23 protein-coding genes and 1 pseudogene are annotated in these 23,282 nt (G+C 67.8%); 13 read left to right on the top strand and 11 right to left on the bottom strand.

The window, feature by feature from the left end:
* The 3 genes and pseudogenes from CXQ96_RS18965 to CXQ96_RS16030 form a co-directional block, all read left to right on the top strand.
* Positions 1-401, top strand: a pseudogene (locus CXQ96_RS18965) (hypothetical protein); the annotation flags it as partial.
* Between the two features lie 94 nt (positions 402-495).
* Positions 496-1,140: a low molecular weight phosphatase family protein gene (locus CXQ96_RS16025; protein ID WP_104119004.1), complete on the top strand. Its 645-nt coding sequence runs from the start codon at positions 496-498 to the stop codon at positions 1,138-1,140.
* Positions 1,141-1,370: 230 nt separating this feature from the next.
* Entirely contained in the window at positions 1,371-1,955 is a 585-nt protein-coding gene (locus tag CXQ96_RS16030) for a hypothetical protein (RefSeq protein ID WP_146070917.1), read from the top strand.
* A 208-nt stretch (positions 1,956-2,163) separates the two neighbouring features.
* On the opposite strand, the gene CXQ96_RS18510 is transcribed toward CXQ96_RS16030, so the two are convergent.
* The gene (locus CXQ96_RS18510) at positions 2,164-2,334 is read right to left on the bottom strand and encodes a hypothetical protein (RefSeq protein ID WP_181036513.1); all 171 of its coding nucleotides are present in this window, start codon (positions 2,332-2,334) and stop codon (positions 2,164-2,166) included.
* 278 nt (positions 2,335-2,612) lie between these two features.
* On the opposite strand from CXQ96_RS18510, the gene CXQ96_RS16035 reads away from it, so the two are divergent.
* The 4 genes from CXQ96_RS16035 to menD all read left to right on the top strand — a co-directional run bounded on the left by CXQ96_RS16035 (position 2,613) and on the right by menD (position 8,279).
* Positions 2,613-3,191 (top strand): recombinase family protein, encoded by a 579-nt coding sequence (locus CXQ96_RS16035; RefSeq protein ID WP_104119006.1) that lies wholly within the window; start codon positions 2,613-2,615, stop codon positions 3,189-3,191.
* Positions 3,192-3,467: 276 nt separating this feature from the next.
* Positions 3,468-4,271, top strand: coding sequence for a gamma-glutamyl-gamma-aminobutyrate hydrolase family protein (locus CXQ96_RS16040; protein WP_104119007.1), 804 nt, complete (start codon positions 3,468-3,470; stop codon positions 4,269-4,271).
* A gap of 127 nt (positions 4,272-4,398) precedes the next feature.
* Entirely contained in the window at positions 4,399-6,459 is a 2,061-nt protein-coding gene (locus CXQ96_RS16045; protein WP_104119008.1) for a PhoX family phosphatase, read from the top strand.
* A 92-nt stretch (positions 6,460-6,551) separates the two neighbouring features.
* Positions 6,552-8,279, top strand: a complete 1,728-nt coding sequence (menD, locus tag CXQ96_RS16050; protein ID WP_258059160.1) for a 2-succinyl-5-enolpyruvyl-6-hydroxy-3-cyclohexene-1-carboxylic-acid synthase — start codon at positions 6,552-6,554, stop codon at positions 8,277-8,279.
* 7 nt (positions 8,280-8,286) lie between these two features.
* Here the strand turns inward: menD and CXQ96_RS16055 are convergent, their stop codons facing one another.
* From CXQ96_RS16055 to CXQ96_RS16070, 4 genes are all read right to left on the bottom strand, one after another.
* Positions 8,287-9,057, bottom strand: coding sequence for an amino acid ABC transporter ATP-binding protein (locus CXQ96_RS16055; protein ID WP_104119036.1), 771 nt, complete (start codon positions 9,055-9,057; stop codon positions 8,287-8,289).
* Positions 9,058-9,062: 5 nt separating this feature from the next.
* Complete coding sequence (locus tag CXQ96_RS16060; RefSeq protein WP_104119010.1) at positions 9,063-9,848, bottom strand: amino acid ABC transporter permease; 786 nt, start codon at positions 9,846-9,848, stop codon at positions 9,063-9,065.
* An 80-nt stretch (positions 9,849-9,928) separates the two neighbouring features.
* Positions 9,929-10,717 carry a transporter substrate-binding domain-containing protein gene (locus CXQ96_RS16065; RefSeq protein ID WP_104119011.1) on the bottom strand — a complete coding sequence of 263 codons (789 nt, stop codon included), beginning with the start codon at positions 10,715-10,717 and terminating at the stop codon, positions 9,929-9,931.
* A gap of 89 nt (positions 10,718-10,806) precedes the next feature.
* Positions 10,807-12,093 carry an isochorismate synthase MenF gene (locus CXQ96_RS16070; protein WP_258059161.1) on the bottom strand — a complete coding sequence of 429 codons (1,287 nt, stop codon included), beginning with the start codon at positions 12,091-12,093 and terminating at the stop codon, positions 10,807-10,809.
* A 240-nt stretch (positions 12,094-12,333) separates the two neighbouring features.
* Here CXQ96_RS16070 and CXQ96_RS16075 point away from each other — a divergent pair, with 240 nt between their 5' ends.
* The 4 genes from CXQ96_RS16075 to CXQ96_RS16090 all read left to right on the top strand — a co-directional run bounded on the left by CXQ96_RS16075 (position 12,334) and on the right by CXQ96_RS16090 (position 16,374).
* Positions 12,334-13,098 carry a demethylmenaquinone methyltransferase gene (locus CXQ96_RS16075; RefSeq protein WP_104119013.1) on the top strand — a complete coding sequence of 255 codons (765 nt, stop codon included), beginning with the start codon at positions 12,334-12,336 and terminating at the stop codon, positions 13,096-13,098.
* A complete protein-coding gene (locus CXQ96_RS16080) occupies positions 13,099-14,415 on the top strand; it encodes a geranylgeranyl reductase family protein (protein WP_104119014.1) in 1,317 nt (438 codons plus the stop codon). It abuts the gene before it with no gap.
* A 9-nt stretch (positions 14,416-14,424) separates the two neighbouring features.
* A complete protein-coding gene (locus CXQ96_RS16085; protein WP_104119015.1) occupies positions 14,425-15,519 on the top strand; it encodes a polyprenyl synthetase family protein in 1,095 nt (364 codons plus the stop codon).
* Between the two features lie 282 nt (positions 15,520-15,801).
* Complete coding sequence (locus tag CXQ96_RS16090) at positions 15,802-16,374, top strand: DUF559 domain-containing protein (RefSeq protein WP_104119016.1); 573 nt, start codon at positions 15,802-15,804, stop codon at positions 16,372-16,374.
* A gap of 150 nt (positions 16,375-16,524) precedes the next feature.
* Here CXQ96_RS16090 and CXQ96_RS16095 read toward each other — a convergent pair whose 3' ends face one another.
* The 3 genes from CXQ96_RS16095 to CXQ96_RS16105 all read right to left on the bottom strand — a co-directional run bounded on the left by CXQ96_RS16095 (position 16,525) and on the right by CXQ96_RS16105 (position 18,123).
* Positions 16,525-17,001 (bottom strand): HIT family protein, encoded by a 477-nt coding sequence (locus tag CXQ96_RS16095; RefSeq protein WP_104119017.1) that lies wholly within the window; start codon positions 16,999-17,001, stop codon positions 16,525-16,527.
* Entirely contained in the window at positions 17,001-17,426 is a 426-nt protein-coding gene (locus tag CXQ96_RS16100; protein ID WP_104119018.1) for a hypothetical protein, read from the bottom strand. Before CXQ96_RS16100 ends, CXQ96_RS16095 begins: the two co-directional genes overlap by 1 nt.
* A 61-nt stretch (positions 17,427-17,487) precedes the next feature.
* Entirely contained in the window at positions 17,488-18,123 is a 636-nt protein-coding gene (locus CXQ96_RS16105) for a trimeric intracellular cation channel family protein (protein ID WP_104119019.1), read from the bottom strand.
* 123 nt (positions 18,124-18,246) lie between these two features.
* Here CXQ96_RS16105 and CXQ96_RS16110 point away from each other — a divergent pair, with 123 nt between their 5' ends.
* Positions 18,247-19,215: an alpha/beta hydrolase gene (locus CXQ96_RS16110; RefSeq protein WP_104119020.1), complete on the top strand. Its 969-nt coding sequence runs from the start codon at positions 18,247-18,249 to the stop codon at positions 19,213-19,215.
* Between the two features lie 116 nt (positions 19,216-19,331).
* On the opposite strand, the gene CXQ96_RS16115 is transcribed toward CXQ96_RS16110, so the two are convergent.
* Genes CXQ96_RS16115 through CXQ96_RS16125 form a run of 3 tightly spaced genes read right to left on the bottom strand, consistent with a single transcriptional unit; the run spans position 19,332 to position 21,276 of the window.
* Positions 19,332-19,796: an ATP-binding protein gene (locus CXQ96_RS16115; protein ID WP_104119021.1), complete on the bottom strand. Its 465-nt coding sequence runs from the start codon at positions 19,794-19,796 to the stop codon at positions 19,332-19,334.
* Positions 19,789-20,121 (bottom strand): STAS domain-containing protein, encoded by a 333-nt coding sequence (locus CXQ96_RS16120; protein WP_104119022.1) that lies wholly within the window; start codon positions 20,119-20,121, stop codon positions 19,789-19,791. The genes CXQ96_RS16115 and CXQ96_RS16120 overlap by 8 nt, the downstream gene beginning before the upstream one ends.
* Positions 20,122-20,175: 54 nt before the next feature.
* On the bottom strand, positions 20,176-21,276 hold the full coding sequence (locus tag CXQ96_RS16125; RefSeq protein ID WP_104119023.1) for a PP2C family protein-serine/threonine phosphatase: 1,101 nt from the start codon (positions 21,274-21,276) through the stop codon (positions 20,176-20,178).
* Positions 21,277-21,506: 230 nt separating this feature from the next.
* Here CXQ96_RS16125 and CXQ96_RS16130 point away from each other — a divergent pair, with 230 nt between their 5' ends.
* Positions 21,507-23,189, top strand: a complete 1,683-nt coding sequence (locus tag CXQ96_RS16130; RefSeq protein WP_104119024.1) for a cell wall metabolism sensor histidine kinase WalK — start codon at positions 21,507-21,509, stop codon at positions 23,187-23,189.
* Positions 23,190-23,282 lie beyond the last annotated feature (93 nt).

Genomic DNA, 23,282 nt, shown 5'->3' on the forward strand with positions numbered 1-23,282 from the left:
ACGGGCGAGCACCTACCTTTCTGCTCGCCACCGGGTACGAGCAGGTCCGCTCCGTGACAGCCGCGATCGCCGGTGACACGGAGGCCGCGTCCAGGCTCCAGCTGGAACTGCCCGAGACAGGGGTCTGCAGCACCGACCTCGGCGGTTCCTGCGACACCCCCGCCGTGACCTCAACTGACTCCCTCGGTGCTGCGTCAACCTGCGGAACTAGCACACCGGACAGCAGTAACACCTGCGGTACCAGTGACGCCGGTGACGTCGTCGAAGCCAGTGATCAGGTTGAGGCCAGTGGTGCTGATGCCGGAGGCTGCTGCTCCGCCCCGCAGCTGGTCTCCGTCGGCATTCCCGTCGGTTTTCCCACCGGCACAGCTCACGGCCGATCCGGCGACCCGGACTACTGACCACCGCCTTCTTCGGTGGGTCGGCGTACGCACGTGAGGTAGAACCCGGTAGGCGGACCCGTCTGCCGGTCAGCGCACCAGGAAGGACCGGATCATGAGCACGTCACCGACCGCCGATGCCCCCACGGGCACGCAAGAGCACGTCTTGCACCGCATCTCCGAGGAACTCGCCGTCACCTTCGACGGGGTGTTCGGACCCGACATGGTCGAACGCTACGTTTTCGAGTCCTACGCGGCCCTTGCCCGAACAGCGAAGATCAAGACCTACCTGCCGATCATCACCCGCCGCTTCGCCCGTGACCGGCTCAACGCCCTCGCCCACGCGCAGGGCAAGCGCCCCAGCGGTGTCCCAGAAGTCCTCTTCGTCTGCGTCCAGAACGCAGGTCGCTCCCAGATGGCTGCAGCTCTCCTCAAGGACCTCACCCGGGGCGCCGTGAACGTCCGCTCAGCGGGCTCGATGCCGGCTGAGCACCTCGACGAGAACGTCGTCACCGCCATGAACGAGATCGGGCTCAGCCTCGGTGAGGAGTTCCCCAAGCCACTCACCGACGATGTCGTCAGGGCAGCCGACGTCGTCATCACCATGGGCTGCGGGGACACCTGCCCCATCTACCCGGGTAAGAAGTACGAGGACTGGCAGATCTCTGATCCCGCAACGATGACCATCGACGGAGTCCGGGAGGTCCGCGACGCCCTACGGGCCCGCGTAGAAGGTCTCGTCTCACAACTCGTCGGCTAAATCCCCGCTGTTCTACGCCAATTTTTGCTGCGAAAACAACGCCACTTACCGCTGCGATTCACAGGTTTTCTGTATCTGACTCGAACGGTCGAGGGTGTCCCAGTGGAGGACCGGCTTGCGGGCAGGATTACGCGATGACGTCGGCAGCATGGCGACGCACGAAACCGAGTCCCTTCCCTCCGTCCGGGAAGGGACTCGTGCCGTGGTCGTGTCTCGTTACTCTCACTTGTATGGATGCTTTGTATCAACCGAGCGGGACGGGCTTCGACGCTCTGGACGAACTCGACCAGGTCGACTGGAGTCAGCTGAAGCACGCCTACGGTAGGGGCCACGTTCGGCTAGGCAGCGACGATGACGAGTCGTCTGCCATCACAGGGGATGTACCGCAATCATTGGCCGCGCTTCGAACCGATCCGTTTTTGGCACTCAGCGACGGGCTTTACTCGAACATTTGTCATCAAGGCACGGTGTACGAAGCAACAGCCCATGCAGTGCCGTTCATCGTAGCTGTCGCTGCCGGCGACATCCCGGACGAAACTCGCGTCCTGCTGCTAGCGCTTCTCGGCGATATTTCGGTCGGAGGGAGCTACGTTGCTCCCCACGGATCACACGCGGGTGCCCTCGGAGACCAGGTTGATGCCCTCGTCACTGAATCGATTGCCTCTTCGATGGCCTACCTCTCCACAATCCAGACGCCCGGCCTTGTGGAGCTGCTCCAAGCCATACAGTTGCTTCTTATTCATCCGTCCGACGCTAACCGCGATGCAGTCGGGTCTGCTATCGACGTTGCAATCGCGCCACCGATCACACCCTAGGCAGACGCCCGTAGGCCGACCGTCTTACGGGCAGTGGGCGTGCAGTCCGCTGCCGACGACGTATGGGTGACTCGGCGCAGACCCAACCCGTCAAGGGTGGATCGAGGCTAAGTCAGTGCCGCTGGGAGCGCCCGTGCCAGGTCGGAATATCACTGAAGGGACGCGACGCCTCGACTCGGGTCACTTTCGCACCCGATGCCGAGTGTCGTCACTCGGGATGCTGGCTGTGGTCTTCGACGTCTGGTTTCGCCCGCAGGACGTCGGCGATCTCTTCCTCCGGACGCGGCGCGACGGTTTCGCTAACCTCGAGCTCTGGGACGGTCGGCTTATCCGGGCTGGGAACGTGCTCCTGAGAAAAGTGCTCGTTGTGGGGAGGCACGGGGATTCCTTCGGTCGGCAACATCCACAGCGTATACCGATTTAGCTGCCGCCGAGCCACGCCTCCTCTGCTGCGCACAGGGCGGGCTCGGCGCAACCAGGCTCGTTCGACACGCCAAATAGCGGTCCCCCGGCGAAACTGTGCAGGCAAACATTGGGAGCTCGGGCAGGCGACTTCGAGAATCGACAAGCACGACGGCGGCGTCAATTCGCGGAAGGGGCGTAAAGCTCGGACGGTGAAAACGGACGTCGAGGTACCTTATCTGCAACACTGATCCGATGAAGATCGGATACGCGCGCGTCTCAACCGCCGGCCAGGACGTCACTGCTCAACGAGACGGTCTGATGGCTCTTGGAGTCGAAGCCGAGAACATCCACGTCGATCATGGCTTCACCGGCACGAACCGAACCAGACCGGGACTGCGGGAAGCGTTGGCTTCCTGCCGCAGGGGCGACACCCTGGTGGTAACGAAACTCGACCGGCTAGCGCGCTCAGTGATCGATGCTCGCGACATCGCCGATGAGCTCACCCGCAAAGGAGTAGCCCTGAGCCTCGGTGGCAGCATCTATGACCCGACAGATCCTGTCGGCCGTCTCCTGTTCAACGTCCTGGGCATCGTGGCCGAGTTCGAGTCTGACCTGATCCGCGCGCGCACGAAGGAGGGTATGGCTGTCGCAAAAGCCAAGGGTCGACTTCGCGGTAAGCAACCCGAGCTCTCGGAGCATCAGCGCAAGCACTTACTCGGTCTCGTCGACGGCGGCGAGTACACCAGGGGTGAGATTGCCGAACTCATGGGCGTCTCTCGAACAACTGTCTATCGAGAAATTCAACGGCGCGCTCGAACTATGGCGCCGTGACCGCTGGGGCACGTCTCGAGAACCTAGTGTCTTCTGCAACAGACGCGTCCAAGCGTCTCGCGACGCTCCTCTGCCCCGCGGTACGAAGCAGGTTCTCGCACGTGCATGCTCAAGGAGCATCAGCGGCATCCGCGGTCGGGGCGAGGGAGGTGGCCGCCTCCAGCAGCAGGAACACACCCCGGAAAGGCAGCGCGGCGTCCTTACGCGATGGAAACACTGCGTCAACAATGACGGGCTAGGTTGTATTGCCAATGGTCGAAGAAAGGAACCAGGCCCTTGACAATTTCGGAATCCCTCCCTCGCCCGGTCGTCGGGTTGACGTCCTACCTCGACCCCGCCGTGACCGAGGGGTGCGGCACGGTGGAGGCGGCGTTTCTGCCCCAGAACTACCTCGCGCCCGTGCTCGCCGCCGGCGCGATCCCGGTGCTGCTGCCCCCACAGGGAACCCATGGCGGTGTGGTGGAACAACTGCTCGCGCGACTCGACGGCGTGATCGTCGTCGGCGGCTGGGACATAGACCCTGCCCGCTACGGCGCGGGCGCGCACGCCGAGACGGACGGCCCGCACTGGTTACGTGACGCCTGGGACCACGCAGTGGTGCGCGAGGCCGTCCGGATCGACCTGCCGCTGCTCGGCATCTGCCGGGGGGAGCAGATGCTGAACGTGGCGCTCGGAGGAACACTGCACCAGCACCTGCCCGACCTCGGGGGGAACGGCGTCTACCAGCTCGGGAACCACCGCTTCAACCGGGTCCCCGTGGAACTCCGTCCCGCGTCCCAGGTCGCGCAGGTGATGGGGGCCACGCGCCTCGATGCGGTGCCCGTCTCCCATCATCAGGCGGTCGATGAGCTCGGGGCGGGCCTGCACGCCGCGGCATGGAGCGCGGACGGGATCGTCGAGGCGATCGAACTCCCTCGCAACCGCTTCTGTATCGGTGTCCAATGGCACCCGGAGCAGGATCCGACGGAGACCTCCCTGTTCGACGCCTTCGTGCGCGCGGCCCGGGAACAGCAGCTGGCACGGGCGCTGCAGGGCCCTGTCCCGAGCAGGTTCGAGGACGCGGGTCTCGAGGCGAGGTAGGAAGATCCGGCTCGGATCCGCTGTTCGGGCGTCGTTCACCGTGCGTTCACCGGCGCCCGGACGGCTGTTCAGGTGCCCTCGGCAGGGTGGTGTGGCGAACGCCGTTCTCCCCGGAAGAGGTACCCCCATGACTGAAACCACGCGCCGCCTGCTGCCCATGCTCGGCCACACGAAGGGCAAGCGCAGTGCCGTCACCTGTGCGCTCAAGTGTGACAATGCGTGCTCCGACGCCGTCTGCAACACAAGCAGCAACAACTACTTCCGCGACATCGTCTCGAGTGAGTTCTCCCGGCGCAGCGCACTCGGTGTGGGGGCCGCGGGTGCACTGACGCTGCTCGTCGGCACGCAGGTCGGAGCCGGCACCGCCCAGGCAGCACCGCCCCCCGGCAAGGGCTACCTGAAGAGCAACCTGCCCTTCGATGCCATCGCGCCTGTCGATGCCACGGTCGATGCCATGACCGTCCCCCAGGGCTACGCCTGGAACCCGGTCATCCGCTGGGGCGATCCGCTCTTCCGGAACTCACCGGCCTTCGACCCCAACAACCAGACGGCTGCTGCGCAGTCGCTGCAGTTCGGTTACAACTGCGACTACACGGACATCATCGAGATCGAGGGCAGCAAGGGCCGCCGCGCCGTCCTGTTCGCGAACCACGAGTACACGAACGAGACCATCATGGTTCCGCCGACCTTGGCAGCCGCCGAGGTGCGCGGCATCGGCAAGGCCGCGCACGGGCTGTCCGTCGTCGAACTCGAGCGCAAGAACAAGAACAAGCCGTGGTCCTACGTGCAGGGAGCTCCGCTGAACCGTCGCTACCTCACCACGACCCCCTACGAGGTGACGGGGCCCGCTGCCGGCTCGGACCTCCTGAAGACCAAGGACGATCCCGCGGGCCGTACCATCCTCGGAACCCTGGGCAACTGCGCGGGCGGGACGACGCCCTGGGGCACCATCCTCTCCGGCGAGGAGAACTTCAACGGCTACTTCGTCGCCACCGGCACAAGTGACGGCGACCGCCGCTACGGCATCACCAACCGGCCGACCGCCCGTGGCTGGGAGATCGACGAGCCACGCTGGGACACCCGCAACGCCGGGTACGAGAACGAGAAGCACCGCTTCGGCTACATCGTGGAGGTCGACCCCTTCGATCCCACCTCGACGCCGAAGAAGCACTCCGCGCTCGGACGCTTCAAGCACGAGGGCGCCAACGTGACGATCGCATCCGACGGCCGCGTCGTCGCGTACATGGGCGACGACGAGCGCTTCGACTACCTCTACAAGTTCGTGTCCAGGAACAAGGTCCAGCCCGGCACGAGCGCCGCCGCGCGCAAGGCCAACATGACCCTGCTGAGCGAGGGTTCGCTCTACGTCGCACGGTTCCAGGGCAACTCCGTGGCCGAGATCAACGGCAGCGGCACCCTTCCCTCCGATGGTGCCTTCGACGGCGTCGGCGAGTGGCTACCGCTGCTGATCGACAACAAGTCCGTGGTCCCGGGGATGACGGCGGATCAGGTGGCCGTCTTCACGCGCCTCGCCGCCGACACGGTGGCACCGACGAAGATGGACCGCTGTGAGGACGTCGAGCCGAACCCGGCCACGGGCAAGGTCTATGTCGCCTGCACCAACAACACCAACCGTGGCGTCGGTTCCAATGCCGCGGCGGACGAGGCGAACCCGCGGTCCCAGAACCGCGACGGCCACGTCGTCGAGCTGACGGAGGCCGGCGGCAACGCGACCGGCACGCGGTTCACCTGGAACCTGCTCCTCGTCTGCGGCGACCCCGCCCGCAACCAGGCAACGTACTTCGGTGGCTACCCGAAGGACAAGGTCTCACCGATCTCCTGCCCGGACAACGTCGCCTTCGACTCCCAGGGCAACCTGTGGATCTCGACGGACGGCCAGCCGAGCACTGTCGGTTTCAACGACGGCCTGTTCAAGGTGGGCCTCGAAGGAGCCGAGCGGGGGCGTGTCCAGCAGTTCCTCGCGGTGCCGCGCGATGCGGAGACCTGCGGGCCCGTCATCCATGACCAGGACGGCACCGTCTTCGTCGCCGTCCAGCACCCGGGCGAGGACGGCTCCTGGGCGGCGCAGGTCTCCTCCTTCCCCGACTACGTGCCGGCCGGCGCCACTCCGGCGCCCGGGCAGGCCGCTCTGCCACGGCCCTCGGTGGTACAGGTGTACCGGGCCTGACGGACGGGTCCGCGCCCTACCGCAGCGATGATCGGACGCACCCCCTTCGGATGGAGGGGGTGCGTTCGTGTCCGGGGTGTGAGGATGGGACAGTGACTGAAACAGCTGCAGCCGATCCAGCTCCCCTCGACTCCGCCTCATCGGCCGCGCGCGCGGTCCAGGCCCTGGTGGCGGGCGGCATCACGGACGTCGTCATCGCTCCCGGTTCCCGCAGCGCGCCGCTCGCGTACGCGCTCGCGGAGGCCGAGGCGGCAGGCCGCGTTCGGTTGCATGTGCGGATCGACGAGCGTGCGGGAGCCTTCACGGCGCTGGGCCTCGCACTCGGTGCCGATCGCCCGGTCGCCGTGGTGACCACGTCGGGGACTGCGGTCGGAGAACTCCTGCCGGCCGTGATGGAGGCGAACCACGCCGCGGTGCCGCTCGTCGTGGTATCGGCCGACCGTCCGAGCGAATTGCGCGGTACCGGGGCCAACCAGACCACAGTGCAGCCGGACCTGTTCGGTGTGCATGTCCGCGCAGGCTTCGACGTCGCAGCGGGGGAGGATCCGTCCGGGCCCGTCGAGGAAGCCCTCCGAGCCGCCACGGGACGAGCCGCCACGGGACGTGCCGTCGCAGGCGTCAGCCCCCAGCCGCCGGGCCCGGTCCACCTCAATCTGGCCTTCCGCGATCCCCTCGTGCCCGCCGACGGAAGCATCGGGTCTGCAGCGTCGCGCAGCAGGCCCGTGCAGGAGCCGGCCGCCGAGAGGGAGGGCGCCGGGCCGCGTACGGCGGCGGAGGAACGTTCGCCCGGCAGCACCACCGTCGTCGTGGCGGGACACGGCGCGGGTGAGCTCGCAGCCGTCTTCGCCGCCCACCTCGACCTGCCGCTGTTCGCCGAACCGTCGTCGAACGCTCGCTTCGGCAGCAGCGCGATCGCACCGTACCGGCTACTGCTCGAGCACATCGCCCCCGTGATCACCCGCGTGGTGATCTTCGGGCGGCCCACGCTGTCCCGTCCCGTGACGGCACTGCTCGCACGATCCGACGTCGAGCACGCGCTGTACCTGCCGGAGCCCGTGGCCTGGTTCGAGGAAGGCCGTCGACGCGAGCGCGTCATCGACAACCTGCCCGACCTGCTCGCGTTCGCCGGCCGCGGCGCGCCCGGCTGGCTGCGGTCCTGGCGGGAGGCCGGCGCCGCGGCTGAAGCTGCCATCCAGTCGCTCCTCGCCGACGAGGAGCGCATCACGGGCCTCCATGTGGCGGACGCGGTGTGGGAGCACACGGACGGCAATCTCGTGCTGGGGTCGTCGAATCCGATCCGGGATGTGGACCTCGTCGCGGCGACGGACTGGCACCCGCTGGAGGTCTTCGCGAACCGAGGCCTGGCGGGAATCGACGGCACCATCTCGACGGCGACGGGGGTGGCCCTCGCGGCCGGCATCCCGACGCGCGTCCTGCTGGGCGACCTGACGTTCCTGCACGATGTCGGCGGGCTGCTGCTGGGTAGCGGCGAGCCGCAGCCGGACCTGCAGATCGTGGTGCTCAACGACGGCGGCGGCGGGATCTTCGGCCTGCTGGAGCACGGCGCGGAGACCACGACGGCCCGGTACGGCGCCGCGGTGGAGCGCCTGTTCGGGACACCGCACACCGTGGACCTCGCGGCTGTCGCGGCGGCGTACGGGCTGCACTACGAGCGGGCGACGACGCTCTCGGACCTGGATACGGCGATGGAGCGCCCCATCAGGGGCCGCTCCATCCTCGAGGTCCGGGCGGACCGCAGTACGCTCCGGGACCTCCATGCGCGCATCCGGCAGGTCGTCGCGGACGTGACGGTCCTCTAGAGCCCCGTCAGAGCACCTTCGAGAGGAACAGCTTCGTCCGCTCGTGCTGCGGGTTCCCGAGGACGTCCTCGGGCTTTCCCTGCTCCACGACGACGCCGCCGTCCATGAAGACCACGCGATCGCCGACCTCCCGGGCGAAGCCCATCTCGTGCGTGACCACCATCATGGTCATGCCCTCCTTGGCCAACTGCTTCATGACTTCGAGCACGTCACCGACGAGTTCGGGATCGAGCGCGCTGGTGGGCTCGTCGAACAGCATCATGTCGGGATCCATGGACAGCGCACGGGCGATCGCGACACGCTGCTGCTGGCCGCCGGAGAGCTGCGCCGGGAAGGCATCGGCCTTCTCGGCGAGGCCCACCTTGGCGAGGTTCCGCCGTGCGATCTCCGTGGCCTCCGCCTTGCCGCGCTTCTTGGCCCGCTGCTGTGCGAGGGTCAGGTTCTTCAGCACGGTGAGATGCGGGAAGAGGTTGAACTGCTGGAACACCATGCCGATGCGCGTGCGGACGTCGTCGAGATCCGTCTCGCTGTCGGTGATGTCGACGCCCTCGACCATGACGGTGCCCGTGGTGGGCTCCTCGAGGCGGTTCACGCACCGCAGCAGCGTGGACTTGCCGGAGCCCGACGGGCCGATCACGCAGACCACCTCGCCCTGGTCCACGTGGAAGTCGATGCCCTTGAGAACCTCATTGCTGCCGAAGCTCTTGCACAGTGCGCGGACCTCGATGGCGGGGACGGCCGCTGCTGGTGCCGCGGCACCCGATGCGGGATGCGACATCCGGATCACCGGCCTCTCTTGTTGTGTCGTTCGAGCTTCGCGACCAGCTGGGTCAGCGGAAGCGTGATCACCAGGTACATCAGCGCCGCCACGACGAGCGGCGTCGAGTTCGCCTGGCTGGTGAGCGCATCGCGCGCGAACGTCGTCAGCTCGCGGTCGGCGATCGCCATGCCCGCGATGAACAGGAGCGACGTGTCCTTGATGAGGATCACGAGCTCGTTCGTGAGCGGAGGCGTGATGATGCGGAAGGCCTGGGGCAGGACGACCGTCAGCATGGTCCACGCGGGATTCATGCCGAGCGATCGTGCCGCCTCGACCTGGCCTTTCGGCACCGCCTCGATGCCGGCGCGGATCGTCTCGGCGATGTAGGCGGCGGAGACGACGATGAGGCCGATCAGGCCGGCTCCCGCATTGCCGCCCGGCGGGCGCCACTGGAAGGCGATGGGCACGGCGTAGGCGAATCCGAAGATCACCAGCAGTGCGGGAAGGCCACGGAACAGTTCGATGTAACCGGTCGCCAGCCAGCGGTAGGGGAGGACGGGCGAGAGCTTCATCAGTGCCAGCACGAGACCGAGCACCATGCCGCCGACGAAGGCGATGGCGGTGTAGACGACGGTGTTCTTCGCCGCGATCGTGACGATCTCGGGGAAGGTCTGCGCCGCGACGTCCAGGTTGAAGAAGTTGGTCTGGATCCTGCCCCAGTCGGCGGCGAGGATGATCAGGAGGACTATGGCGGCGAACACCGCGTAGAGGACGCCCTGGATCAGGCGTCTGCGTGTCGATCGTTTCACGCGGAGGATTACCTTCCTTCGGGAGGTGGCACCCGCGCGGCCCCGGAGATTCCTTCCGAGGCCGCGCGGATCGGGTGGGGCTACTCCGCGAAGTAGGAGTCGTAGATTTCCTGGTACGTGCCGTTGTCGCGCAGGGCGGCGAGCTGCTCGTTCACGGCGGCGACCAGCGCTTCGCTGCCGTCCTTCGCCATGATGAACCCGTACTGCTCGTCCGTCTTGAACTCCTCGGCGATCGTGAAGGCGCCGTCCTCCGTGTGGCCGATATTGACCGGGAGATCCTGCAGGAGGGCGTCGACGTTCCCGGCCTGGATGGCGGCATACATCTCGGCGTCGGAGGGGAACTGGACCAGCTCGGCCTCGGGTGCGTTCTCCTGGGCGTAGGTCTCCCCGGTGGTGCCCTGCTGGACGCCGACCTGCTTGCCTGCGAGGTCGTCGATCGAGGCGATGTCCGAGTCGGTCGGTACCAAAAGGGACTGCAGCGAGTCGTAGTACGGGTCGGAGAACGCAAGGTTCGCCTGGCGCTCCTCCGTGATGGTGACCGCGCTGGCGCCGATGTCGCACTGGCCGGCCGCAAGGACGGCCCCACTCTGGAGGCCGTTGAAGTCGACGTCCTGGACGGCCAGCTCGAGGTCCATGCCCGAGGCGATCTCCCTCATGAGGTCCATGTCGAAGCCGGTGTACTCACCGTTCTCCTCGAACTCGAAGGGCGGGTAGGGGATGTCGGAGCAGACGGTCAACGCCCCCTCCGACACGAGGTTCAGGCCGTTGTCCTCGGCGGAACCGGCGTCGTCGGAACCTCCGCCGCACGCGCTGAGCGCGAGGGCGCCGGCGGCCACGGCGGCCAGCATTGCAGTTTTCTTGGAGAGCATGGGGTACCTCACTTGGGCGGGCGGTGTTGAGCAGGAAAGGGTCCTGCTGATTCTAGCTAGGAAAGAGAGATGTGCATCACAGGCTACAGCTATTGCCTATTGGTAACCAAGGGGGTGGGTCGATGAGGTAGACCGAGGGCCTCGAGCATGGGGCGGAACTTGGTCCAGGTCTCGGCCAGCTCGGCTTCCGGCTGGGACCCCGCCACGATGCCGCACCCCGCATACAACCGCACTCGCGTCGGTGTCTCGACGACGGCGCCGCGGAGGGCGATTCCCCACTCGCCGTTGCCGGCTGCGTCGATCCATCCGACGGGCCCCGCGTAGGGTCCGCGCTGGAGATGCTCGAGTTCACGGATGAGGGCGCCTGCGACCGTTGTCGGCGTACCGCAGACGGCCGCGGTGGGGTGGAGGGCCTGGACCAGGGCCAACGACGTCGGAACCCGGCCGTCGTCGTCCGGCGCCAGCTGTGCGGTGACGTCCGAGGCGAGATGCCACACGTTCGGCAGCTGGAGGACGAAGGGCTCACTGTGCGAGGTCATCGAGCTCGTGAACGGCTGCAGGGTCTCGGTGAGCGAGTCGATGGCAATCCGGTGCTCATGGAGCTGCTTGTCCGAACCTGCGAGGACCCGGTTCGGGTAATCGGGATCACCCTCGGGCGCACCGGCCCTGTCCAGCGTGCCCGCGAGGACGCGCGCCTGGGCTGTGTTGTCCTCCACCTTGATGAGCATCTCCGGCGTGGAACCGATCAGGCCGTCGACGGCGTAGGTCCAGCAGTCCTCGTAGCGCACGGCGAGCTCGCGCAGCACCTGCGCGGTGGCGACGGGCGTCTCCAGGTGCGCGACGACGTCGCGGGCGAGCACGAGCTTGCTCAGTTCCCCGGCCTGGACGTGCTTCACGCCCTCCGCGACGGCCAGCTTGTACTCGTCCTCGCTGAGGACGCCGGGCCCGAGCCGGTCACCGGGCATGCGGGACCGGTCGGCGTCGGGCTCGATCAGGTAGGCGGCCAGGGCCGCTTCCGCCGCATCCGCGCTCAGCTCCGCCTCGGCGTCGTCCGTGATGAAGGTAAGCCAGCTCCGGCCCTCGCTGCTGCCGACGACCACCTCGGGCACGATCAGGCGCGACTCGTGCGGGGAGGTCTTGGAGAAGGCGAAGGAGCCGAAGGCGATCAGGCCGGACCCGGGGACCCGCAGCTCGTCGACCACTTCGGCGCCTGCCAGTTCGCGTCGCCACCACTCCTGGGCCTGCGTGAAGCGGTCCGGGCCCGTCACGGTGAACCGCGCGGTCTCGCCGTATCCTACGAGGCCGCCACCGCGGCGGATCCAGGAGTGGGCGTCGTTCCGCACGACGTACTCGAGGAGGCCCGACTGCGGATCCATGTCCCCATGTGCCACCGTGATGCTGCGGAGCCCGCGGGACTGTCCGGGCGCGGACGTCAGCGCGGTGAGGGACGGAGTGCTCATGATTCCTCAAGCGTACTCGGCGGCACTGTGCGGAATTGTCCCGGAGCCGTGAGGTTGGGCACGTCCGGGTGATGACCGTCGTGACTCTGGCGGGGGAGGCGGCACCGGTCCTGTCGTAGGTCGGGTACGCCGTGTTTTGTTTGAGACAATGAGCAGGTGAATCGTGCATCGCTGGAGAAGCGCCCTGACGAAGTAGCAGCCATGTTCGACGACGTGGCGCCCAAGTACGACGTCGTCAACGACGTCCTGTCCATGGGGCAGACACGTCGCTGGCGTCGCATCGTGGTGGAGGCCGTCGGAGCGGAGCCGGGACAGCGCGTGCTGGACCTCGCGGCCGGCACGGGCACCTCGAGCGAGCCGTACGCGGACGCAGGGGTCGACGTCGTCGCGTGCGATTTCTCGCTCGGCATGCTGAAGGTGGGCAAGCGCAGGCGGCCGGACATCGACTTCGTCGCCGGAGACGCCACCAGCCTCCCGTTCGCGGACAACTCCTTCGACGCGTCCACCATCTCCTTCGGGCTACGCAACGTCAACGAGCCCGAAAAGGCGCTGACCGAGATGCTGCGCGTGACGAGGCCGGGCGGACGGCTGGTCATCGCCGAGTTCTCGCAGCCCACGGTCGCGCTGTGGCGCACCACCTACACCGAGTACCTCATGCGTGCTCTCCCGGCGATCGCCCGGAAAGTCAGCTCGAACCCCGACGCCTACGTGTATCTCGCAGAGTCCATCCGTGCCTGGCCGAACCAGGACGAACTGGCGGCGTGGATCAGCGACAGCGGCTGGAACGACGTCGCATACCGGAACCTCAACGGCGGAATCGTCGCCGTGCACCGTGCCGTCAAGGCCCCTGCGGCGCCCGGCGAGCAGCCGCTCCTTCCGGGGCAGATCCGCCTGCGGCGACGCACGTCGGCGGCGGACTAGATGTCCGTCCTGATCGTCGGCGCCGGCCCCGCCGGCTCCACCGCTGCGTACTACCTCGCGAGCGCGGGCATCGAGGTCACCGTCCTCGAGAAGACCTTCTTCCCACGCGAGAAGGTGTGCGGCGACGGGCTGACTCCCCGCGCGACGCGCGAACTCCAGCTGCTCGGCCTTCCGCACGATGAGAGCGAGGGCTGGCGCCGGAACAAGGGGCTCCGACTCATCGCCGGGAAGCGCACGGTCGAGGTCCCCTGGCCCGAACTGAGCGACTTCCCGGACTACGGACTGGTCCGTACGCGCCTGGGATTCGACGAAGCCCTCGCGCAGCACGCCCGGTCGGCGGGCGCGACGATCCTCGAGGGCCATTCCGTGTCCTCCGCGCTGCGTGACGATGCGGGCCGCGTCACCGGGGTGACGGTGAACCTGCTCAACGCGGACGGCCGCAAGACGGGGGAGACGCGGACCTTCACGGCCGACGTCGTCCTCGCCGCCGACGGCAACTCGACCCGCACCGCCGTCAGCCTCGGCATGCAGAAGCGCGACGACCGGCCCCTCGGCGTCGCCGTCCGCACCTACTTCACCAGCCCGCGCACCGATGACGACTGGATGGAGGGCTGGCTCGAACTGCCGGACGCCACCGGCAAGCCACTGCCCGGCTACGGCTGGGTGTTCGGCGTCGGTGACGGCACGTCCAACGTCGGCCTCGGGATCCTCAATTCGTCGGCCGAGTTCGGCAAGCTGGACTACAAGCAGGTGCTGCGCGACTGGACGGCCGGCATGCCGCCCGAATGGGGCTTCACGCCGTCGAACCAGGTCGGCGAGATCCGCGGCGCCGCCCTGCCCATGGGCTTCAACCGGACGCCGCACTACAGCCCGGGCCTGCTTCTGCTGGGCGACGCAGGCGGCATGGTGTCGCCCTTCAACGGCGAGGGCATCTCCTACGCCATGGAGTCCGCACGCTACGCGGCCGAGTTCATCGTGCGGGCGCAGGGCGTAGGTTCGCCGCTGGGACGCGACCAGGTCATGTCCGGGTACGCACCCCATGTCCGCGAGCAGTGGGGCAGCCACTTCACGCTGGGGCGCATCTTCGCGCAACTGATCGGCAAGCCCGCGATCCTCTCGCTGGCGCTCCGCACCGGCATGCCGGTACCGGTGCTCATGCGTTTCGTGGTGCGGATGCTGGCCAACCTGACCGACGCCGGAGGCCGGGGCTTCGAGGACCGCGTCATCCACCTGCTGGAGTCGCTCGTTCCGGCGACCTCCAACCAGCCGTCCCTGACGGGCCACCTGCGTGCGCAAAGCGCCGCCCCACTTGGTTAGTCTTAGACCGTGACACAATCCTTCAACTCCGGGTGGACCAGCGTGGGCGTAGACACCGCGCTGGACACGGCGGATATCGCGGACGGCGCCGATGCCCTGCGTCTGCCACCTGGTTTCGCCCTCATCGCCGAGGACCCGGACCTGGGACCCTCCGTCTCGTCGTGCCTCGCGGAGGTCGAGAAGCAGCTCCGCGGAGCCATCGCGAACTCGGATCCGCTCGCCGATGCCACCAGCCGGCACCTCGTGGAGGCCGGCGGCAAGCGTATCCGCCCCCTGCTCACGATCCTCGCGTCGCACCTCGGCAACCCGGCCCGCACCAAGGTGGTGCAGGCCGCCGTCGTCGTCGAGCTGACGCACCTCGCCACCCTGTACCACGACGACGTCATGGACTCCGCACCCTACCGCCGTGGCGCTCCTACCGCCCACGAGGTCTGGGGTAACTCCGTCGCGATCCTCACCGGCGACCTCATCTTCGCCCGCGCATCCATCCTCGTGTCCGAGCTCGGCGGGGAGGCCCTTGGTATCCAGGCCCGCACCTTCGAGCGGCTCTGCCTGGGCCAGCTGCACGAGACCGTCGGTCCCCGCGACGGCCAGGACGACCTCGAGCACTACCTCTCCGTCATCGCCGACAAGACGGGCTCCCTCGTGGCCGCCTCCGGTCAGCTCGGTGCGATCTTCGCGGATACGCCGCCGGAGGTCGTGGACATCATGGTGTCCTACGGCGAGAAGGTCGGCGTCGCCTTCCAGCTGGCCGACGACGTCATCGACGTCACCGGCCTGAAGGTGAAGTCGGGCAAGGCTCCCGGCACCGACCTGCGTGAGGGCGTGCCCACCCTGCCCGTCATCCTGCTGCGCCGTGCCGCGGCCGCGGGCGATGCCTCCGCAGCGGACGTCATAGCGCTCGTGGACGGGGACCTCTCCTCCGACGAGGCGCTTGCCGAGGCCGTCGCCGCCGTGCGGTCCCACCCCCAGACACAGGAGGCCTGGGCCGTCGCGCAGCAGTGGGCGGACGACGCTGTCGCCGCTCTGGATCCGTTGCCGGACAGCGTGGTCAAGCAGGCACTGGCGAGCTTCGCGCAGGCAGTGGTGAGCCGGGACGTGTAGTCCTCCTGCCTGTCGTCCGGCGTCTGGGTTGGGAGGCCGACGCCTGGTCGAGCTGAGCGATCGTGCACGGCTTTCGGCTGGAGAGAAGGTTTCACACGGCGTGTCCTGCCCAGACACGCATCCACCGGCCGGAAACCCGGCCAGAACGCCGCACCTGCTGGCTGTCGCGGACTACGACTGGGTCGCGTTGGGCACCCCTCCAGAGGGGTTCTGGCCGCGGCCTTTGTTGACATAGGGGCGGAAGCCACGGTCGGGCTCGCGCAGAAGGCATTGCGTTGTCGCATGGCACTTGAGCAGATCCTCAGATCAGCAGACGGTTGCATCAACCACCGAGGAACCACGGTCCCACCGCACCCTCGGCTTCCGATCGTCGGTCTTGCCGACGCGCTCGTCCACGTATTGCAATGCCGCCCCGCCGAGGAATCGGTGCCGATGGTCGAGTGCGCCCTACGCCGGGGAGATACCGTGCACGCCTTCCTCAAGGCGCGTCTTCCCGGTACCAGGAACGGCAAGGCGGGCCGTGCGCTTGCCGCCGTGGACCTGACGGGTGAATCTGCCATCGAGGTCGTCGCGCGACTCCTCCTGCGCGGCGCCGGGCTCGACGTACAGCCCCAGGTGATGGTGCCAGGTGTGGGCCGCGTTGACTTCCTAGACGAAGGCTTCCTCGTCATCGAGATCGACGGTGCCGCCTTCCACTCGGACCGCCGGGCATTCCGGCGGGATCGGAGGAGGAACAACATGACCGTGGTTGGAGGATTCACGCTCCTGCGATTCAGCTACGAGGACGTGATGTTTGCGCCTGACGAGATCCTTGCCGTGGTGTTCGCGGTTCTGGGACCGCGTCCAGTGCGCTGACGCAGGGCCGCATCCGGCGTTCATGCACGTGTTTTCCCGGGCCCAGTCGCTGAAACCCGGCGTGTTGCAGCGCGACTCGCCCATGGAAGCGGAAAGCCGTGCAGCACGCCACGGGGCGGGAGAAGGGATCGACGGATGACGCCCGCCGAACTACCGGGCGGGGAGGTGCGCCCTCAGCTCGTCGGCCTTGCGCGCCCTGATCTCCGGGTCCACGATGGGCCGCTTCGGGGTGAAGTAGAAGCCGTCGTCGTGCCACCGGGGCAGGACATGCTGGTGGTAGTGCCACACGTGCTGGCTGCCTGCGGGCTCGTTGTGCTGCCGGGTCGAGACGCCGTCGGGCTCCCACGCCCGCTTGATCGCGATGGCGATGTCCCGGGTCAACGTCATGATGCGGGCGGCGACGTCGTCGGGCAGTTCGTAGAGCAGTTCGACGTGCTCGCGAGGCGTGATGAGCACGTGGCCGGGGTTCGGTTCGAAGCCGTGGGAAGCGATGAACGCGAGCACGAGGTCGTCGGAGTAGATGAGATCGCCCGGCCGGCACAAGTTCCCGGGGTTGCTGAAGTCGCCGCGCGCCAGGTCGCAGAACGGGCACCGGTAACCCTCGGGTGCGTGGTGGACGAACTGCATCAGTCCTCCTCGTCCTCCTCGAACACCCACTCGAACAGGTCGAGCACGTACTCGCTGAAGGTGCCCTCCTCGCTCTGCCACTCCCCACGGGCGTTGTTGCGCCGCCAGACGATGGGGTCGGGAACGTTCAGCTGATCGGCCCGCATCCCCCAGGTGTACTGCTCCTCCTCGTCCTCGAGGAACAGGAGGAAGCCGTCCTCTATCTCGAGCTCGTCGGGGTCCCAGAAGAAGTGGAACGCCTCCATGATGTCCTCGGTGGCTCCGACGGCCCGGTAGAACTCGCGCAGGGCCAACGGCAGCTCGAAGTCCTTGCCCTCGAGCATCTCGGCGAGTTCATCCTCGGAGAGGCCGTCCTCCTCGACCCACTCGTCCTCGAAGTACTGGGGAACCAGGGCGCGGAATTTGTCGGAAAACAGCTCAGTCACAAGTACTCCAGGAGTGGTGGCGGGGATGCTCCCATCCTAGCCGCCGCACCGCGGGCCCGGGCTACCGTCGAGCGGTCCACGCCCTCGCCGCAAGCGGCGCATGCCACCCGTAGCGCCACGCGAGCACGCGCAGGAAGAACACGAGCGACGCCGCCAGCGTGCCCGTGATGAGCGTGAAGGTGCCCGTCAGGTAGAGGACGGTGACGACGACGGCTCCGAGCATCGCCGGCAGGGCGTAGATGTCGCGCGGGTCGAAGAGCTGCGGGATCTCATTGGCGACGACATCGCGCAGCAGGCCCCCACCGACGGCCGTGGTGACGCCCAGCAGGACGGCGGACACCGGGTTCAGCCCGACGTCGAGCGCCTTCACCGTACCGGTGATGCAGAACAGGGCGAGTCCGGCCGCATCGAAGATCACCAGGACGCGCTTGACGCGTTCGACGCCGGAGAAGACGAAGTAGACCAGTACTGTCGCCAGGAGTGGGGGCAGGAGGTAGGCGGGATTCGTGAAGGCCGCCGGCGGGACGTCGATGATGAGGTCGCGCGCCACTCCGCCGCCCAGCGACGCGAGGGATGCCAGGAGCAGGGACCCCACGATGTCGAAGCCCTTGCGCGCCGCCAGCAGTGAGCCGGACACGGCGAAGAAGAACACGCCGAGGAGGTCGGCGACGAGGGCGATGTGCGAAGCGGTATCCATCTCTTCCTTCGACGACGGGCTGGTGACGCGGGGCCACCAGCCGTCCGGCGGCCGGCGGCATCAGGGCCCTGACCAGCATGACAGAGGCGGCACGGCCGCCGTGCCCGGCGTTAGGCTGGGCCCATGACGAGCGGGCACCCAGCGGGCAGTGAGACGGTCGAACCGAGTGCGGACGACGGCTCGCGCGCCATGCGGCTCGCGGCACGGCTGATCGCGCTCCTGCCCACCAAGAGGAATCTGAGCGGCACCGACTGGGTGAACTCGAAGTACCCGGGACGTACGTATCCCGCGATGGCACCGATCCCGTGGACGTTCAGGCAGACCCACACGATCCAGGAGAAGCGAATCGATGGAGTGCGAACGATCACCGTCCGTCCCCTGCTCGGCGCCAGCCGATCGCACATCGTCTATACGCACGGCGGGATCTACATCAACGAGCTCGGACGCCCGCACTGGTGGATCATCGCCGAGCTGACGAAGCGGACCGGAGCGGCCGTCACCGTGCCGCTCTACCGGCTGGCGCCGGAGAGCACCTACCGCGAGGCCTTCCCTTACCTGGTGTCCGTCTACCGCGATGTGCTCCGTACGGCCGACCCCGAGGACGTGACGCTCATGGGGGATTCCGCCGGGGGAGGGCTGGCCATCGCCCAGTCCTGGGCCTTCCGAGATGCGGGACTTCCTGCGCCGGGCCGCGTCGTCGCGTTCTCGCCCTGGCTCGACGTGACGGCCACGAATCCCGCCATCCCGAAGTACGACGCCGTCGATCCGATGCTGTCCGTGGCGGGAGGAGTGCAGGCCGGGCTCTGGTGGTCCGGCGGCGACGACCCGAGGAATCCGCTGGTGAGCCCCGCCTGCGCGCCGGAGGAGATGCTGGCCACCGTGCCCCGCACGAGGATTTACCAGGGCACGCGCGACGTGTGCATGGTGGATGCCGTGGTGTTCCGGGACCGGGCCGTGGCGGCGGGCGCCGATGTGACCCTGGCCGTCTACCCCGGCGGGTTCCACGTGTTCCCGGCCTTTCCACGGCTGCCGGAATCCAGACGGGTCTACACGGACATCGCCGCATTCCTCGGTCGGCCGTCACTTCCCTGACAGGCTCGCTGTCCGGAGAACCGGGCGGATACCGTCGGGGCCGCCTCGGCAGCAGAACGACTCGGCGGTGGGCGCTCGCTGAGCTGATCCCCCTGCGCGCGGGGGCGGGCGTGACGTCAGTTCGCCGGGTCGGAGTCGCGGGAGAGCACCCACACGTTGGTGTCACCCTGCCGCTCGACCGTCACCGTGGTGACGAGGGCCCGGATCATCGAGAGCCCACGGCCGGATTCGTCGTAGTCCTCCAGCAGCGCGTCCTCGTCGAGCGGCGCCGACGCTGCGGTTCCCTGGACATCCGGTGCCGGGTCGTGTGCTGCTGCCCCGATCTCGCTGATGACCGCGCGAAGGCGCCCGGTCTCCACGGTGAGCTCGACGCCGAGGAGCAGTTCCGCGCCCTCGGACGGCACGCCGTGCTGGACGACGTTGCTCGCGGCCTCGATGACCGCCGTCGTGAAGGCCATCTGGTCGAGCTCCGGCACGAACGCCGCGTCGATCCACAGCTGGTCGAGGAGGCCGTGCAGGTTCTCGATGGCCTGGTCGCTCGCCGGCTCTTCGAGGGTGCGCCTGGCGAGGATGTCAGTCATTGCGGAAGGCTTCCTCGGGTGTCGCGTGCGGCGTCAGCACCCGGTGCATGCTCGTGAGCTCGAGCACCATCTTGACCTGCGGCTGGACGGCCGCGATGCGGAGATCGCCGCCGGACTGCCGCGCCAGCTTCAGGCACCCGATGAGCGCTCCGAGCCCCGACGAATCCATGAAGCTCGTGTCCGCGAGGTTGACGACGATCCGCTTGCCGCCCGAAGCCACGACGCCGTTGATGACCTCGCGCAGCTTCGGCGCCGCCACCATGTTCAGTCGGCCGGTGGCCGCTACCTCGGTGTAGCGCCCCTTGTCAGCGGTGGTGAATTCCATGTGTACTTCCTCTTCCCGATTGCTGTGTGCCGGTGCCCGTGCAGATGCCGCCGGTCATTCGTGCGAGCGCCGGAGGATGACCACGGTGACGTCGTCGGCCACCTCAGGGACGTCTGCGAGGTCGAGCAGGACAGCGCAAGCGTCCTCGGCGCTGGTGGCGGCGGTGACGACGGCGCCCACCGCCTCCGTGAACTGGTCGACCGTCTCGTAGATGTCCAGCAGGCCGTCGCTGACGATGGCGAGCGAATCGCCCGGTCCGAGATGCGTCGTCTCCGCCGACCACGCCTGGTCGGGCCAGGCCCCGACGGGCGGTCCGGCCGAGGGGAGCCGTGTGACGCTCCCGTCCGCTGCCACGTGCAGCGCCAGGCCGTGGCCGGCGTCGACATAGCCCACGGCGCCGGTAGCGGCATCGAGGCGGCCGTGGAAGAGCGTGACGAAGGAGCTGGTCTGCTCGAGGTCGGCTTCCGTGGCGCGCGCCGCCGTCGCGAAAGCGGTCTCGATACTCGGCTGTGCTGCGACGGAGCGCATGATCGCGCGGACCGTGGCTGCGATCAGGGCGGCGCCCATTCCCTTGCCCATCGCGTCCGCGACCGTCAGGTGCAGCCCTTCCGGCGTGGCATACCAGTCGTAGAAATCGCCTCCGACGCTCCGCGACGGGCGGAATCGCCCTGCCAGCTCGTAGTCTTGGATGCTCAGTTTCTCCCGGGGCAGGAGGTTCCGCTGCACCTCGGCGGCTCGCTGCCGCTCGTCCGCGTTGGCGACGTCGACGGCGGCCTGACGGCTCTGCCGACGGAAGAGGGAGTTGATGCGGGCGACGAGCTCGCGTGGGCTGAAGGGCTTGCTGATGTAGTCGTCGGCGCCCGTCTCGAGGCCGGTCAGGCGCTCGATCTCGTCGGTACGTGCCGTGATCATCAGGATGTAGGCGTCGGAGAAGGTACGGACTTCCCTGCACACCTCGACGCCGTCGCCATCGGGCAGGTTGAGGTCGAGCGTGATGAGGTCGGCGCCCGCACGGGCCCTGTCGAGTCCTTCACGTGCGGTGGCGGCTTCGGTGACCTCGAAACCCTCGCGCTTCAGGATCTGCGCCAGCAAACCCCGAATGTCGACGTCGTCCTCGATAACCAGGGCACGGCGGATGTCCGGGGCGGCAGTCATGATCCTCATTAAACGCTACGGCGCACGACTCGTGGGCCGCGGAGCGAATCTTCGCCCCGGTCACCGGTTTGTTGCGACGAACTTGATGAAGTCTTGAGCCGGCAGGACTGTCGTGACCGCTCAAATCGAGGGTTCGCCGCGCTAACCTGTGGGGGCTGGCGCGCGAGGCCCGTCCGCCTCGTCGTGCAGTGACGGGATAGCTCGATGATGCAGAGGGGGATCGGCCGGCGATGGACAAGGTACTTTCCTACCTGACCCTCAATACGAGGCAGTTCCACGAGTTGAGCCTGCGGGCCCGGGTCGTCCTGAGTCAGCTGCCCCTCTCGATGACGGTCCTGCTGATCCTGGCGGGAGGGCTTCTCTTCCACCCCGACCTCTTCGAGAGCCAGGCCTTCATGGTCGGAGTGGGGCTGCAGGCCCTTCTCCTCGCGGTGTGCGTGCTGGTGCCCTGGGATCGGCTTCCCTACGCGAGCTTCCTGGTCATTCCGCTGCTCGATTTCATTCCCATCGGGTTCATGCGCCATGGCGCCGGCACCGTCATCACCGGGGTGGGTCTGCTCGCCGTCTTTCCCGTCATCTGGCTGGCTGCTTCCGGACTGTTTCCCAGAGCCGCACTCGCCGCGGGGTTCCTCGCATCCCTCGGCATCGTCTGGGTGCCGGTGTTCGTCACGGACGACGCGATCACCTCGCAGTCCCTGACCCAATCCGTCCTGCTGCCGTTCATCATGTTCGCGATCGGTGTAACCATTCGCGTGATGACGGCCAGCATGATGGCCCAGCAGGAGGTCGTGGAGACGAAGGACCGCGCCCTGCAGGCCCTCCTCGAGGAGTCCGCGCGCCGTGAGCGACTGCTGGATACCGTGGTGAACAGCGTCGACATCGGCTTGATCGCGGTGGACGAAACCGGCCGGCAGGTGCTCGCGAACCGGAAGCTCGAGCAGTTCAAGGCGATCGCCGGCGGAACCAGGGAGACGGCCGAGGCGGACCTGCAGGTCTTCCAGCAGGACGGCCGGTCCCCCCTTCCCGAGGCGCGCCGTCCGACGCGTCGGGCGGCGGAGGGGCAGGTGTTCTCCGACTACCTGCTGTGGTGGGGCGAGCGGCCGAACCAGCGGGTCCTGTCGACCTCGTCGCGGCTGCTGCTGAACCAGTCCGGCGCTCGCGAGGGTTCGGTCGTGACGTTCAATGACGTGACCGAGCTCGTGACAGCCCTCAACGCGAAGGACGAGTTCGTGGCCACGGTGTCGCACGAACTGAGGACGCCGCTCACCGCGATCCGGGGATACCTGGAGTTGCTGACCAGCATGCCGGACCTCGAGCCGGACGTCGCCTCGGGCCTCGAGGTGGTGTCCCGTAACTCGGAGCGTCTGCACAAGCTCGTGGTGGACCTGCTGTCCACGGCCGAGGGGTCACCGGAGATATCGGTCAGACCCACGGACTTCTCCGCCCTTGTCACCGAGCGCGTCTCGGCTGCACAGGAGCGCAATACCAATCCGCTGGTGCGCTTCGAGGTCCACGCCGAACCGGATCTCGTGGCGATGGCCGATGCTCCCCGTGTCAGCCAGGTGCTGGACAACCTGCTGTCCAACGCCGTCAAGTACTCCCCGGGCGGTGGACGCGTGTCGGTGCACGCTGCGGAGGTCGACGGCGAGGTCGAGTGCAGCGTGACGGATGAGGGCAGCGGGATGTCGGCGGAGGAGCTCCACGGGGTCTTCTCCAAGTTCTTCCGCACTTCAGCGGCCCGTAATGCGGCCATCCCCGGCGTCGGGCTCGGACTCGCGCTCTCGAAAGCCATCGTGGAACGCCACGGCGGAACGATCACGTGCCGCAGCGTCGAGGGGCAGGGGTCGACCTTCACCTTCCGGCTGCCGCTCGCCCACGCCGACCAGCAGCGGCTGCAGCCGCAGGAGCCGTAGACCCTCCCGCGGCCGCACCGGGCCGGGGCGACGCTGCACGACGCCGCACGACGCCGAGGTACGGGATGGTCATGGACGTCCGGTGAAGCGCGC

The organism is Arthrobacter sp. B1805 (assembly GCF_002929745.1).
In the GTDB taxonomy this organism is placed as follows: Bacteria; Actinomycetota; Actinomycetes; order Actinomycetales; family Micrococcaceae; genus Arthrobacter_D.